General features: G+C 67.0%; 12 protein-coding genes. 5 read left to right on the top strand and 7 right to left on the bottom strand.

From position 1 onward, the window contains the following. Window positions 1–125 precede the first annotated feature (125 nt). Together gltX and AC07M7_RS01125 are read left to right on the top strand one after the other, a co-directional pair. Window positions 126–1,529 carry a glutamate--tRNA ligase gene (gene gltX, locus AC07M7_RS01130; RefSeq protein ID WP_495206558.1) on the top strand — a complete coding sequence of 468 codons (1,404 nt, stop codon included), beginning with the start codon at window positions 126–128 and terminating at the stop codon, window positions 1,527–1,529. Between the two features lie 34 nt (window positions 1,530–1,563). Beyond that, a complete protein-coding gene (locus AC07M7_RS01125) occupies window positions 1,564–2,055 on the top strand; it encodes a Fur family transcriptional regulator (protein WP_004150412.1) in 492 nt (163 codons plus the stop codon). A 94-nt stretch (window positions 2,056–2,149) separates the two neighbouring features. Here the strand turns inward: AC07M7_RS01125 and AC07M7_RS01120 are convergent, their stop codons facing one another. The 4 genes from AC07M7_RS01120 to AC07M7_RS01105 form a co-directional block, all read right to left on the bottom strand. After that, window positions 2,150–3,310, bottom strand: coding sequence for an HlyD family secretion protein (locus AC07M7_RS01120; RefSeq protein WP_136640152.1), 1,161 nt, complete (start codon window positions 3,308–3,310; stop codon window positions 2,150–2,152). Between the two features lie 10 nt (window positions 3,311–3,320). After that, window positions 3,321–4,994: an MFS transporter gene (locus AC07M7_RS01115; protein ID WP_136640073.1), complete on the bottom strand. Its 1,674-nt coding sequence runs from the start codon at window positions 4,992–4,994 to the stop codon at window positions 3,321–3,323. After that, window positions 4,994–5,560, bottom strand: a complete 567-nt coding sequence (locus tag AC07M7_RS01110; protein ID WP_010483118.1) for a TetR/AcrR family transcriptional regulator — start codon at window positions 5,558–5,560, stop codon at window positions 4,994–4,996. The genes AC07M7_RS01115 and AC07M7_RS01110 overlap by 1 nt, the downstream gene beginning before the upstream one ends. Before the next feature lie 199 nt (window positions 5,561–5,759). Then, window positions 5,760–7,964, bottom strand: coding sequence for a TonB-dependent receptor (locus tag AC07M7_RS01105; RefSeq protein WP_495206557.1), 2,205 nt, complete (start codon window positions 7,962–7,964; stop codon window positions 5,760–5,762). Between the two features lie 136 nt (window positions 7,965–8,100). Between AC07M7_RS01105 and AC07M7_RS01100 the strand changes: the two genes are divergently transcribed. Next, the gene (locus tag AC07M7_RS01100; protein ID WP_136640070.1) at window positions 8,101–8,514 is read left to right on the top strand and encodes a MerC domain-containing protein; all 414 of its coding nucleotides are present in this window, start codon (window positions 8,101–8,103) and stop codon (window positions 8,512–8,514) included. Between the two features lie 110 nt (window positions 8,515–8,624). After that, entirely contained in the window at window positions 8,625–8,804 is a 180-nt protein-coding gene (locus AC07M7_RS01095) for a 30S ribosomal protein THX (RefSeq protein ID WP_004150462.1), read from the top strand. Between the two features lie 153 nt (window positions 8,805–8,957). Here the strand turns inward: AC07M7_RS01095 and AC07M7_RS01090 are convergent, their stop codons facing one another. From AC07M7_RS01090 to AC07M7_RS01080, 3 genes are all read right to left on the bottom strand, one after another. Beyond that, window positions 8,958–10,217, bottom strand: a complete 1,260-nt coding sequence (locus tag AC07M7_RS01090; RefSeq protein WP_337302003.1) for an alkaline phosphatase family protein — start codon at window positions 10,215–10,217, stop codon at window positions 8,958–8,960. A 410-nt stretch (window positions 10,218–10,627) separates the two neighbouring features. Next, window positions 10,628–11,119 carry a methylated-DNA--[protein]-cysteine S-methyltransferase gene (locus tag AC07M7_RS01085; protein WP_012510484.1) on the bottom strand — a complete coding sequence of 164 codons (492 nt, stop codon included), beginning with the start codon at window positions 11,117–11,119 and terminating at the stop codon, window positions 10,628–10,630. Next, entirely contained in the window at window positions 11,116–12,594 is a 1,479-nt protein-coding gene (locus AC07M7_RS01080; protein WP_295381972.1) for an AlkA N-terminal domain-containing protein, read from the bottom strand. Before AC07M7_RS01080 ends, AC07M7_RS01085 begins: the two co-directional genes overlap by 4 nt. A gap of 339 nt (window positions 12,595–12,933) precedes the next feature. On the opposite strand from AC07M7_RS01080, the gene AC07M7_RS01075 reads away from it, so the two are divergent. Further along, on the top strand, window positions 12,934–14,097 hold the full coding sequence (locus tag AC07M7_RS01075) for a COG3904 family protein (RefSeq protein WP_428709199.1): 1,164 nt from the start codon (window positions 12,934–12,936) through the stop codon (window positions 14,095–14,097). The last annotated feature ends 28 nt before the right edge of the window (window positions 14,098–14,125 follow it).

The following is a 14,125-nucleotide window of genomic DNA, read 5'->3' as shown; positions in this document are numbered from 1 at the left end:
TCCCCTCCGTTTCCCGGCTGCAGCCCCAGGAACTGGGCAGTCGCGACTTAATCCCCTCCGTCCCCTTTTTCCGTAGGCGGCGGTGGGCTGGTAAAATCGGGGGATTCCCGTTCCTCGAGCCGTCCATGACCTGCCGCACCCGCTTCGCCCCCAGTCCCACCGGCTACCTGCACATCGGTGGTGCCCGCACTGCGCTGTATTGCTGGCTGGAGGCCCGCCACCGTGGCGGCGAGTTCGTGCTGCGCATCGAGGACACCGACCGTGAACGCAGCACCCAGGGCGCGATCGACGCCATCCTGGAGGCGATGGAATGGCTGGGCCTGGACTATGACGAAGGCCCGATCTACCAGACCGACCGTGTTGCCCGTTACCTGGAAGTGGCCGAGCAGCTGGTGGCCGACGGCAAGGCCTACTACGCCTACGAGACCCGCGAAGAGCTGGACGCGATGCGCGAGGCGGCCATGGCCAAGCAGGAGAAGCCGCGCTACAACGGCGCCGCGCGCGAGCTGGGCCTGCCGCGCAAGGACGACCCGAACCGCGTCATCCGCTTCAAGAACCCGCTGCAAGGCACCGTGGTGTTCGACGACCTGATCAAGGGCCGCATCGAGATCGCCAACAGCGAGCTGGACGACATGGTCATCTTCCGCCCGGACGGCTACCCCACCTACAACTTCGCGGTGGTGGTGGATGACTGGGACATGGGCATCACCGAGGTCATCCGCGGCGACGACCACATCAACAACACCCCGCGCCAGATCAACCTGTACGAAGGCATCGGCGCGCCGGTGCCGAAGTTCGGCCACATGCCGATGATCCTGGACGAGCAGGGCGCCAAGCTGTCCAAGCGCACCGGCGCGGCCGACGTGATGCAGTACAAGGACGCCGGCTACCTGCCTGATGCGCTGCTGAGCTACCTGGCCCGCCTGGGCTGGTCGCACGGTGACCAGGAGCTGTTCAGCCGTCAGGAACTGATCGAGCTGTTCGACGTGAAGGACTGCAATTCCAAGGCCTCGCGCCTGGACATGGCCAAGCTGGGCTGGGTCAACCAGCACTTCCTGAAGACCGAGGAGCCGGCCAGCATCGCGCCGCACCTGGTCTACCAGCTGCGGAAGCTGGGCCTGGACGTGGCCGCTGGACCGGCACCGGTGGACGTGGTGATCGCCCTGCGTGAACGCGTACAGACCCTGAAGGAAATGGCCGAGAAGGCCGTGGTCTGGTACCAGCCGCTGAACGAGTACGACGAAGCAGCGGTGGCCAAGCACTTCAAGGCCGGTGCCGAGGTGGCGCTGGGCAAGGCCCGCGAGCTGCTGGCGGCCCTGCCAGAATGGACCGCCGAGGCGGTGGGCGTGGCCCTGCACGACACCGCCGCCGCGCTGGAGATGGGCATGGGCAAGGTCGCCCAGCCGTTGCGCGTGGCCATCACCGGCACCCAGGTCAGCCCTGACATTTCCCATACTGTGTATCTGGCCGGACGCGATCAGGCCTTGAAACGCATTGATGTGGCCATCACCAAGGTAGCAACGGCCTGAGGCATCCTTGCCAGGCCCGAACCGGAGAACACGCATGCCCGCCAAGACCGCCACTGCTTGTACCGCCCCGCACCATCACGTCCACGACGCATCGGATTTCGTGGCGGTGGTCGAGCGTGTCTCGCGCGAACGCGGGCTGCGTCTAACCCCGATCCGCGCCAATGTGCTGAAGCTGATTGCCGAGGCCGGCAAGCCGGTCAAGGCCTACGAGCTGCTGGAATGGGTGCGCAACGGCAAGGGCGTGGGCGCTGATGCCCCGCCTACCGTGTACCGCGCGCTGGACTTCCTGATGGCCAATGGCTTCGTGCACAAGCTGGAATCGGTGAATGCCTTCGTGGCCTGCCACCACCCCAGCAGTGCCGCGCACTCGGTGCCGTTCCTGATCTGCAATAGCTGCCACAGCGCGGTGGAACTGGAAGACCGCGAGATCGTCACCCAGCTGGAAAAGCGCGCCAAGGAGCTGGGCTTCCAGCCGCAGGCGCAGACGTTGGAAGTGCACGGCCTCTGCGCGCGCTGCGCCGGGTGACGCAACGGTAGTGCCGGCCGCTGGCCGGCATGAGGAGCGGGGGTCAGATCCCTTTGCCATTGGCAAAGGGATCTGACCCCGTTTCATGACAAGGCTAGTCCATCGGCTTGCTCGCCGTATCCACCCGCACGATCACCGACATGCCAGGCCGCAGCTGTGCTGCCAGCTTCTGCTCCCCGTCGATTGAAATGCGCACCGGTAGCCGTTGCACCACCTTGGTGAAGTTGCCGCTGGCGTTGTCCGGGCGCAGCACGCTGAATTCCGAGCCGGTGGCTGGCGCGATCTCCTGCACGCGGCCGCGCAGCACCTGGCCCTGGAACGCGTCCACCGAGAACGAGGCAGGCTGGCCGATCGCCATCCCCCAGGTCTGGCCTTCCTTGTAGTTGGCCACCACCCACAGCGTGTCAGGCACCAGGAACAGCAGCTGCGAACCGGCTGCGACGTACTGGCCCACGCGCACGCTGGCTTCGCTGATCTGGCCGTCGCGCGGCGCGTGGATCACCGTGTTGGCCAGATCGATGCGCGCCAGTTCCAGCTGCGCCTGCGCGCTTTCCACCTGGGCCTCCAGGCTCTTGCGCGCCACCTGGGTCGATACCAGCGTTTCCTCGGCGATGCGGATCTGCGCCTGCGACTGCTGCACGCTGGCTTGTGCCGAGGCCTGGGTGGTGCGGAACTTGTCTCGGTCGTTGATCGATACGAGCTGCTGCGCGGCCAGCTCCTCGTAGCGCTTCAGCTCGTTGCGCGAGCGTTGCAGCTCCGCCTGGCCGGCTGACAACGTGGCCTGCGCGGAGGCGATCTGCGCACGGTTCTGCGCCTGAGACTGGTCCGAGTTGGCCAATGCTGCGCGTGCGCTGTCCAGCGTCGCCTGCGCCTGGGCGACACGTTGCGTGTAGATGCGGTCATCGATGCGCAGCAGCGGCTCGCCCTCCCTCACGTGCTGGAAGTCCTTCACCAGCACTTCGGTCACGTAACCGTTCACCTGTGGCGCCATCACCGTGATCTGTCCGCGTACATAAGCGTTGTCGGTCACCATCACGCTGCTGGTGAACGGCCACAGGTGCCAGGCGCGCAGGATCAACGCGATGCCCAGCAGCGCCACTACCACCATCACCACCACGCTGCGCGCGCTGGGCTTGAGATATTTCGGCGCGGCAGCCGGTGCCGCCGGCGTGGGCGCAGGCGCCGCATCGGTCGGCGGCGGTGGAGTGACGTTGTCGGCGTCGATGTCGTCGGGGCGGGGCGGGACGGGAGGCATGGAGGAGGACTCAGCGGGGCGCGGCCGGCGTGGCCGCAGCGAGGGAGGTGGGGTGGCGCTTGCGCCATTGCTTGAGCACGGCGGTGCGCAGTGACAGCAGCAGCAACCAGCACAGGAAGCCGATCGCCAGCCAGCCGCTGAGGGTGAACACGTCGTTGAAGCCGCGCACGTTGGCTTCGCGGCGCGTGGTCTGCGCCAGCTGCGCGCTGCCCTGCGCACTGCGCAGCACCGGGTCGGTGATCTGTGCGCTGTACAGCTGTTGCTGGATGCGCAGGCGCTGCGCCACCACCGGGTCGGCCGGGTCGAGTTGGCTGGTCAACGCGCTGGAGTACAGCTGCTCGCGGTGCAGCTGGAAGGTGCCCAGCACCGCTGAACCGGCCAAGCCGCCCAGGGTCTGGGTGATCGACAGCGTCACCAGGAAGGTGATCATGTGATCCACACCCTGCTTCAGCGCAGCGGAAATGCCGAGCATGATCAGCGGACCCATGAACATGCCAGCGCCCACCGAAGCCAGGAACTGGCTGACGTAGAAATCGTGCGGTCGATCCATGCTGGTGCGGTGCTGATCGAAGAAGGCGGCAGCGCCCAGCAGCAGGATCGCCATCAGCAGCTGGGCGATCAGCCGCTTCGGGCCGAAGGTCAGCGATGCACCGGCGATGCCCGTGACCACGCCCGCGAGGATCACCACGAACAGCGGGCGCATCTGGTCCGGGCCCATGCCCAGCGTGCGCATCAGGTTGACCACGCCATAGGACTGTTCGGTGGTCAGGAAGCGGATCAGGAACGCGCCGACGATGAAGTGCAGCACCGGCAACTTCGATAGCCAGCGGATCTGCAGCAGCGGATTGCGCCGGTAATGTTCGATGATGAAGGCGGTGGTGGACAGCGCGATCGAGGCGACCAGCGCCCAGCCCAGCCACGGTGTGTTGAGCCACCAGCGGGTGTAGCCCTGCGCCAGCACGATCACCAGCAGGGCGACGGCGGGGGCGAGCAGGGCGAAGGTGAGGAAGTCCAGCGGCTCGAAGGCCTTCACCTGGATGCCGGGCGGCAGCTTCAGCACCACCACTGCCGCGAACGCGCACAGGGCGAGCCCGGCTTCGAACGAGTACAGCTGGTGCCACTGGCCGGTATCGACCAGGCCTGGCGAGACGATCCAGGCAATCGGCACCGCCAGCTGCGACAGGCCCACGCCAACCACCAGCAGGTTGCCGGTGAAGCGGCGCGGCAGCGCCTGCAGCATGTACAGCGTGCCCAGTGTCGAACAGGCAGCGCCGGCGAAGCCACTGGCAGCACGGGTCAGCATCGTGGTCTCGAAGCTGCCGACGAACAGATGCAGGACGGCCAGGGCTGCGTACAGGCCCAGCCCGATCTCGGCGAACAGGCGGATGCCGTACTGCTGGCGGAACTTGAAGGCCAGCAGGTTGGCCGTGACGTTGACCATTGCATAGGCAGCCACCAGCCAGCTGCCCTGGGTCGGGGTCAGTGCCAGCTGGCCCTGCAGGAATGGCAGGTTGGCGGTGACCAGCGCATTGCCGAGGCCACCGGTGATCGCCACCAGCAGCGACACCAGTGCATAGGCCACACGTCGATACGGTGGGTGCCAGGGCATTGAAGCCGAACCCGGCATGGTCGGCTTCTCGTGCTCCTCCCAATCCGGAACCGGCTTCAGATACGGCTGGACCATCAGCGGGCCTCGCTGGTTGCTCCCTGGAGACCCCCGCGCAGCAGCTGCAGGGCACGCCCGGCCAGGTGGGCGCGCTCGTCGCGGGTCTTGCCGCGCAGGGCTGCGCCCAGCATGCCCGAGATCAGTGAAATGTCCGTCTTCTCCAGGTCGGCACGGCACAGGCCGGCGGCCTTGGCGCGGGCGATCGGTGCTTCCAGCAGATCGCGCACGGTCTCGCGCGCGGTGCGCATGGCTGGCACATCCGAATCGACTGCACGCCAGTAATCGGCCAGTGCCGGCGAATCGATGATGCGCTGGGCCATACCCTCGAACACTTCGAACAGGGCATCGTCGCGGTCGCCGAGCTGTTCGACCTGGCGCCGGATGCGGTCGACCGTACGCTGCAGCAGCGCCTGGATCAGCGCGGTTCGGTCGGGGAAGTTGCGGTACAGGGTGGCGCGGCCCACCTGGGCGCGTTCGACCACCAGGTCCAGCGGGGCGGTGACACCGTGTTGGCCGAACACATGATCGGCGGCGTCGAGGATGAGGGCACGGCGGGCAGCAGCATCGGCACGTTGGGCAGTCATGGAATTATTTTCGGACAAAAATGTCCGATTGGCGAGACTTTGAGTGACGGGATTGTCCGCTTGTTGTGGTACGCACATCTTTGTGACGGGTGCGTGATGGAGTCGGCCGAAACAAAACCGGGGGCCCGAAGGCCCCCGTGGGATGGCGTGGGGTCAGAGCCCCTTCCTTCGGAAAGGGAGCCGACCCCGCCGTGCGCGATCAGAAGAACGCGCGGATGCCGAATGCGACGCCACGGCCCGGCAGCGGCGAGTAGTCGCGCAGCAGCGAGGTATGCGGGCGCACTTCGCGGTTGGTCAGGTTGCTGCCATCCAGGAACACCTCGTAGCTGTTGCTGGCGTTGCGATCCCAGCGGTAGGCCAGGTGCGCATCGACCAGGGTGTAGCCGTCGCTCGGGGCTTCGTTCTGGGCGACATCCTTCTGGCGGCTGTAACGCACCGCACCGACCGAGGCGCGCCAACCGTCCTTCGACCAGCGCAGGTCGGCACCGACGCGGGCCGGGGCGATGCGCGGCAGGTAGCCGGTGTTGGCCAGCTCCACGCTGTAGTTGTGGTTGTGGTCGCCATGCGGCACGGCAATGTCGAGGTTGCGGCTGCCGCTGCCATCCAGCTTGGCCTTCACGTAGTCGCCGAACAGGCGCAGATCCCAGTCACCGGCGCCACCCTCGAACAGGTGCACCAGCGCTTCGGCCTCGGCACCGCGGAACACCGCGTCCTGCTGGGTCCAGGCGCGAACCGGCAGCCCCTCGGTAACGCCGGTGTCGGCCAGGTAGATGAAGTCCTTGAACTTCGTCTGGTAGACCGAGGCGGAGAAGTCCAGGCGTTCACTGTGGGTGTGGATGCCCAGTTCCACGCGCTGGCCGCGCTCGGTCTTCAGGTTGGCGTCGCCGATTTCCAGCGAGCGGGTGGCAATGTGCGCGCCGGCGGCATACAGCTCTTCGTTGGTCGGTGCACGCTCGGAGCTGTCCACGCCGATGCGCAGGTCAACGGCATCGTTGAGCTTCCAGATGCCGGCGGCAGACAGGTTGGTGGCGCCGAAGGTGCGGCGGCGATAGTCACCGGTCGGGTCCAGCTTGACCTGGTCGTGGCGGCCGCCCAGTTCCAGCTTGAACGGGCCGAACTGCTTTTCCTGCAGCACGAACAGGCCGATGTTCTTCGTGCCGGTATCCGGAACGAACGCCTCTTCGCCCTTGGCACCGAAATCACTGTTGCCGAACTGCAGGCCGAAGGCGCCGTCCCAGCCGCCGATCTGCTGCTGCACGGCTTCCAGGCGCGCCTCGATGCCGCGGTTGGTGAAGCGGGTGGACGGCGTGCCGGCCTCCAGCTCCACGTGCTCGTAGTCGGTGTAGGCCACGCGTGCATTGATGTTCTTCAGGAACGAGACCGGGTTGTAGATGCCGGCCTTGGTCTCGAAGCGGTTCTGCACCATGTCGATGCGCACGTCATGCTCGTCGCCGCCTTCCTCTTCATCGCCATGGTCGTGACCGTGGTCATGGCCATGATCATCACCATCGGCGTGCACGTGCGCGCCGTTGGGAATGCCGTAGTTGGTGCGGTAGGTGCTGGCCGACGCACCGAAGTAGCCGCCTTCGCCCAGCCACGTTGCGCCGACGCCACCGGCGCGGGTACGGATCGAGCTGTTGTCGAGGCGGCCGCGACGCGGCTCTTCGCCTTCCTCGCCCGCATGGTCATGGTCGTGATCGTGATGGTCTTCAAGGCTGTCGATCACTGCATAGCCGGGAATGCGGTAGTCGTCGCCATTGCGCACCAGGCCGTCCACATGCAGCACGACATTGCCGCTGACGCCATCGAGGCGGAACATGCCGCTGCGCTCGTTGTTCACCGAATTGCCGCGCAGTTCGGCGCGGCCGCTGAGCGGGCGCTCCGGCAGCTCGCGCGCGATGCGGCCGTCGACCACATTGACCGCACCACCGATGGCGCCGCTGCCGAACAGCAGCGTGGCCGGGCCCTTCAGTACTTCGATCTGGTCGGCCAGGAACGGCTCGATGCTGGTGGCATGGTCGGCACTGACGGTGGAGGCATCCATGTTGCCCATGCCATTGGACAGCACGGCCACGCGCGGGCCTTCCTGGCCACGGATGATCGGGCGGCCGACGCCAGGGCCGAAGAAGGTGCTCTGCACGCCGGGCAGCTTGGCTACGGTATCGCCGAGGGTGCCGGCCTTCTGCTCGTCCAGTCGTTCACCGGCCAGCACATCGACCGGGCGCGCCAGCGATTCGGCATCGCCCTGCAGCGGCGAGGCAGTCACCTGCACCGACGACAGTTCGGTCAGGTGGCGGTCACGATGAGCGCTGTCATCGCCGGCGGCAAAGGCAACCGAAGGCAGCAGGGCGGCGAGGGCCAGAGCGAGGGAATGCGGCTTCAACCGCGGGGTGTGGGCGGGCATGGAACGGGTCCTTTGTTACAGTGTATCAATCGCTAGGCGCACGTATCCCGTCGGCGGGACAGGGGGAAGGAAACCGTGCGGGTCGGGAACGGATGTTATATTATTCCATAACGATTCGCCGACCCTGCTGGAAGTCATGTCCCTGTCCTCACGCCTGCGCCACCTGCTTGACCGTTTCGGCGCCACCGGTTCGATGCTGTGCGCGGTGCACTGCGCAGTGATCCCCGTGCTTCTGGCCGCAGCGCCTTCGTTGGGTCTGTCGTTCTGGCTGAGCGACGGCGTGGAACAGGCGTTGGTGGTGTTCGTGACCCTGCTGGGGCTGTTCAGTCTGGTCTGGGGTTATCGCCGGCATGGCGCGCTGCGTGCGCTGGGCTTCCTGATCCCTGGCCTGGTCGCGTTGTGGGCTGGCGTGCTGTACGACCCGCTGCACCACAGCGCGGTGCCGCATGCGGTGGTGATGACCATCGGCGGCCTGCTGGTCGGCGTCGCGCACCTGGTCAACCTGCGCCTCAACCACGGCCACGTGCACGACGCCAGCTGCGCGCACTAGGCGCTCCGTGATAGGCTCTCCGATCGTGCGCGGGGGCGCCCAGCAAGGCGGCCCCGCCGAACCCGTGTCAGTACGGGGTAACCAGATTTCACATTTGAGGAGTTGAAGACATGGGTAAGGGTGACCGCAAGACCGCCAAGGGCAAGCGCTACAACGCCAGCTACGGCAACGCCCGTTCGCACACCGCGAGCAAGGTCGCCGTAGGCGCCGCCGCCCCGGTTGCCAAGAAGACCGTGGCCAAGGCTCCGGCGAAGAAGGCTGTGGCGAAGAAGGCCGTCGCCAAGGCCTGATCCGGCCGGTCGACTGCTTCGAAGAAAAACGCGGCGCTTGGCGCCGCGTTTTTTTATGCCCGTCGTTCCGGTTGCTGCGTTCGCCGGGCATGGCCCGGCGCTACCCATTGCTGGCACGGTAGCGCCGGGCCATGCCCGGCGGATGACGCTCGATCAGCGCAGCGTCTTCTTCAGCGTTTCCGCATTGCCGTCGTTCGGCGCCGCCGGTACCTGCAGCAGGTGGGCCAGCAGCGGGTAGACGTCGATATTGTCGAAGCCGTCGATCACCAGGCCCTGGCGGAACGACGGGCCGCTGGCCACGAACACTGCACGCATCGACGGCAGGGCATTGTCATAGCCGTGCGAGCCACGATCCTGATGGTCGCGCTTGGCGATCTTCTCCTGATGCAGGGCATCCCAGCCTTCATCCATCACGCAGACGATGGCGGGAATGCGCGGGTGAGTGCCGTAGTGCAGGCGCGCCGGCAGGTTCTCTTTCTTCCAGCACTCGTACCGGTCGTGACGACCGAGCAGGGCGCGCTCGGCGGCGGCTTCGTGACCGGCCAACGGCGCAAAACCCACCGACTGGCCCTGGCTGACATTGCGCGCGATGGCCGGGTCGACCATTGATTCGGTGGAGATCACCTGGCCGACCGGGACGCTGGCCATGCCATGGTCGGAGACCACGATGACGTTGGTGGTCGCGGCCAGGCCTCGTTGCAGCAGGCCGTCGAGTACCTGCCCGATGATCTGGTCGGCGCGCACGATGGCGTCGGCGTACTGCTTCGATTCGGGGCCGTGATTGTGGCCGGCCTTGTCCACGTGCTCCATGTACAGCGTGGTCAGGCGCGGTGCGTCGGCATCGGTCTGTGCAAGCCAGTCCAGCACGGTGCCCGCGCGTTGTTCCAGCGGTTCCTTGCCGTCGTACACGCGCCACTGGCTCGGGCGCACGCCACGGATTTCCGATTCGCTGCCCGGCCACGAGGTGGTGGCCGAACGTACGCCGGCGTTTTCGGCGCCGACCCAGATCGGTTCACCGCCCCACCAGCCGCTGGTGGTGACCGCCTCACGGTTGCTCAGCTCGAACCTGCCCAGCGTTGCATCGTCCATGCTGTTGTTGACGATGCCGTGGTGGTCCGGGCGCAGGCCGGTGACGATGGTGTAGTGGTTGGGGAACGTCAGCGACGGATAGGACGGGGTCATCCAGCGAGCACGCACACCGCCATCGATCAGTCGCTGCAGGTTCGGGGTCAGGCCGCGGTCCAGCGCATCGGCGCGCAGGCCGTCGATGGAGATCAGCAGCAGCTTCGGCGGCACAGCCGCAGCGACGGAAGTGGAAGCGGAGGCGGAGGCGGAAGGGGCGGGCGCGGTGGTGGTGCAGGCGGCCAATGGCAGCAGCAGCGCCAGCGCGCAGGTCAGGCGTACGGAAGTCATCCGCCCATGATAAGCGGGTGCAATGACGCGCCCAAGACACGGCGCGCTATCGCGCGCCGTGTCCGCGCATTTTTCCTTGTCCCCGCGCCTGTCTGCGCGCCGTCTTCAACAAGAAGGGGCTTTTCCTCAGACATGTTCCTGATGCTTCCATCCACGCATGGCGTGGATCTGTCGTGTCGACCAAGGTCGACACCTACCCACCGCCGCGGGAATCTGTCGCAGGTGGGGCGGTATGGGGGGGGGCAGGACCGTTGGCGCCATGGATGGCGCCATCCAGCCCCCATGGACGGGTTCACGGCGTGTCCTGCCCACCCATACCGCCCCGCCCAACGCGTAGAAAATCGGAGCTGTATTGGCTATTGACCTTGCCCTTGCCTCTGCGGGTGCCGGGCGCAGCCCGGCCAGCCCTCTCAGGCGAACAGCGGAGCCTGGCGTTGTTCCAGTCGCAGCAGTGCGGCCTTGGTTTCCAGTCCGCCACCGAAGCCGGTCAGCGCGCCGTTGCTGCCGATCACACGATGGCAGGGCAGGATGATCGGCAGCGGATTGCGTCCATTGGCGGCGCCGACGGCACGGGTCGCGCTGGGCTGCCCCAGATGCTGCGCCAACTGCAGGTAGCTCCAGGTCTGACCGAACGGGATCAGCGCCAGCGCCTGCCACACGCGCAGCTGGAACGGCGTACCGCGTGGCGCCAGTTCAAGGTCGAAGCTGCTGCGTTCGCCGTGCAGGAACTGCAGCAGCTGCTCGCGTGCTTCCGGCAGCGCATCCGGCGCGTAGTGCCAGTCGTCGCGGCCGCGTGCCGGGTGACGGTTTTCCGGGAACAGCACGTGCGACAGACCACGCTCGTCACCGGCGATGGTCAGCACGCCGATCGGGCTGTCGAAACGGTCGAACAACAGGGTCATGTCGGTTCTCCAACGAATGTGCCGGACAGGTGCCAAAGATGCAGCACGGCATAGGCGCGCCAAGGGCGCCACGGTTGCGAGCGTGCTTCGGTGGCACGTTCGCTCAGGCGCTGGCCCTGCGCATGGCCGAGCACCTGCTGCAGTACGAGGTCGCCGGCGGGGAAGGCATCGGGCTGGCCGAGCCCGCGCAGGGCGATGTACTGCGCAGTCCACGGTCCGATGCCAGGCAGTGCCACACAGCGGGAAACGAACTCTTCCAGCGCCTGGCCCGGGCCGAAGTCGAGCGCGCCACTGGCACAGGCGGCGGCAAGCGCACGTACGGTGGCGGCGCGGCTGCGTGGCAGGCCGATCGATTCCAGCGGCGCTTCGGCCAGAAGCTCGGGGGCCGGGAACTGGCGATCGAATTCCGGCGGCATGCCCGGCAGGTGCGCGCCATAGGCATCCACCAGCCGCCGCGCGAAGGTAGTGGCCGCAGCCACGCTGACCTGTTGGCCGAGCACTGCGCGCACGCCTACTTCGAAACCATCCCAGCCGCCGGGCACGCGCAGCCCGGGGCGTTCGGCAATGCCGCGCGCCAGCAGCGGCTCTTCGCCGAGCGCGGTGTGTACCTGCTGCAGGTCGGCGTCCAGATCGAACACGCGACGTACGCGGCGCACGATGTCCGGGATCAGTCGCGGATCGACCGCGCCCAGCTGCAGCCGCAGTTCCGGGCGTTTCGGGTCGGCGGTGACGCGCAGCAGGGTGGAGCGCTCCGGTGTGCCGAGCACGCGCTGGTAGTTGTCTTCGCCGATCAGCTCGATGCCGGGCAGGCTGCGCTTGCGCAGGAAAGCCAGCATGCGCGGGAAATCCAGTGGTGGCCGGTATGCCAGACGCAGCACCAGGCAGCCATCGTCGGTGGCCAGCGGCTGGTGCTGGCGACGCAGTGCGGTCGGCGCCATGCCGCAGCCTTGCAGGAACGCGGTATTGAAACGGCGCAGGCTGTTGTAGCCGGCGGCCAGTGCGACATCGGTCACCGGAAGCGTGGTTTCGGTCAGCAGCTGCTTGGCCAGCAGCAGTCGATGGGTGGCGTGGATCTGCCCTGGCGTTGCGCCCAGATGTTCGACGAACAGGCGCTGCAGCTGGCGCGCGCTGAGTCCGATCTTCTCTGCGAGGTCGGCTACTGGCTGCTCCTGCAGGAAGCCGCCATGGATCAGGGCCAGTGCGCGCTGCACGGTCTGCCCGGCCAATGCCTGCTGCGCCTGCGGTGCCAGCTCGGGGCGACAGCGCAGGCACGGGCGGTAACCGGCTGCCGCAGCAGCGGCCGCCGTCGGGTAGTAGGTGATGTTGCGCGGCTTCGGTGGCGGTGCCGGGCACACAGGGCGGCAATAGATGCCGGTGCTGCGCACCGCGGTAAAGAACACGCCGTCGAAGCGTGCGTCGCGGGCCAGGCGGGCGCGGTCGCAGGCGGCGGTGTCGAGGGCGAGGGCGGTGTCCATGGCGCCAGTCTAGGCGCGTGCGGGCGGGGATACTCGCCGGATTCGGACATGGATGCTGGAGGGGGGTTCTGGCAGGGCCGCGCCCTGCACCCGCCGAGGCCAGAGCAACAGCAACAGCGGACTTCCGGGAGGGCGGGGTGGGTCCGGTTGCAGGGGGCGCTGCAAGACCCACCCCGCCTTCGACAGGTTCCTGCGACCTGTCGGGACGGCGTTCTGCACTGCTGTTGGTGGGTGTCGACCTTGGTCGACAAGGGTCAGAAGGGGTTCAGTGCCACGCGCTGAATGCGCGTCGTGGACGGGTAGACTGTGGCTCTTGTTTACATGAAGACCGGTTGCCCGATGTCCGCCAAATTCCGCTGGTTGCCCCTGTTGTGCCTGGCCCTGGCGGGCTGCAGTCAGTTGGAGAATCCGGGCAATGTGACCGCTGCCGACAAGGCGGCGCGGGCGCCGGCCAGTGATGGCGAGAACATGGTGTCGATCAATGCCGCCGATGCACCGCCGCCGCCGGCGCCGCCGCGCAGCCGGGCGGATCGGCCATGGCCGCAGGCGCAGCTGGAGAATGGCCGCGCCTGGGTCAGCTGCAGCACCGAGTATGCCGGCGATGCCGGCGACGGCACCGAGCTGGAAGGGCTGCAACGAGACCAGATCAGTCAGGCGCTGGCGCCGTGCGCCGAGCGAGGCCTGTTACGCGTGCGCTATGCCGGCAAGATCAATCCCGGCTTTGCCGAGATGATGTGGCGTTTGGCCGTGGTCGCCGACGAACAGAAGATCCACAAGCGCATCCTTGACCTGGACTCCAGTGGTGGCCAGGTGGAATCGGCGATCGTCGCCGGCGACAGCATCGGTGAATCGGGCTGGACCATCTGGGTGCGCGAAGGCTCGATCTGCCACAGCGCCTGCGTGTTCGTGCTGGCCGCCGGTGACAACCGCCTGCTGTCAGGCAAGGTCGGCATCCACCGCATGATGCGCATCAGTTCCAAGGCCACCTCGCGCGCTGAGCTCAACCGCGAGCTGCACGAGGTCTACGACAATGTGAAGGATTACCTGCAGCGCAACGGCGTGGCGGTAGGCGTGGCCGACCTGATGATGACGGTGCCCAATCGCAGCCTGCGCCTGCTGACGCCGGACGAACTGCGCCAGTACGGCCTGGACGGCACCAACGCGGTGCAGGACGACCTGGAGCGGATCAAGCAGATGCGTGCCTGTGGTGACGACTTCGTGCAGCGCAAGGACGCGTTCCTGATCGCCTTCGACCAGCAGTGCAAGCACGAAGGCGCCGACATGGAATCGATCAACAGCTGCGGCCAGGCGTTGAAGCAGCGCTTCGGCTTCCCCGATGCGGTGTGCCCGGAAGAAAGCCCACTGTCGGAGATCGATGTAGCAACGCTGCCGCCCGCGCCTTCGGAGCCACCGCCGGTGGCCGAACAGGCACCGGTGAACACTACCGCGCCCGCTGCACAGGCCGATGCAGCAGTGGTGGAAGGCAGCGCCCCGGCACGCTGACGGCGTAGTCACTGCGCTGGCGTAGACT

It is taken from the genome of Stenotrophomonas sp. GW821-FHT09E08, assembly GCF_059416125.1.
The sequence above is the reverse complement of the archived record's forward strand: the minus strand, read 5'-3'. Positions and strand labels throughout refer to the sequence as shown.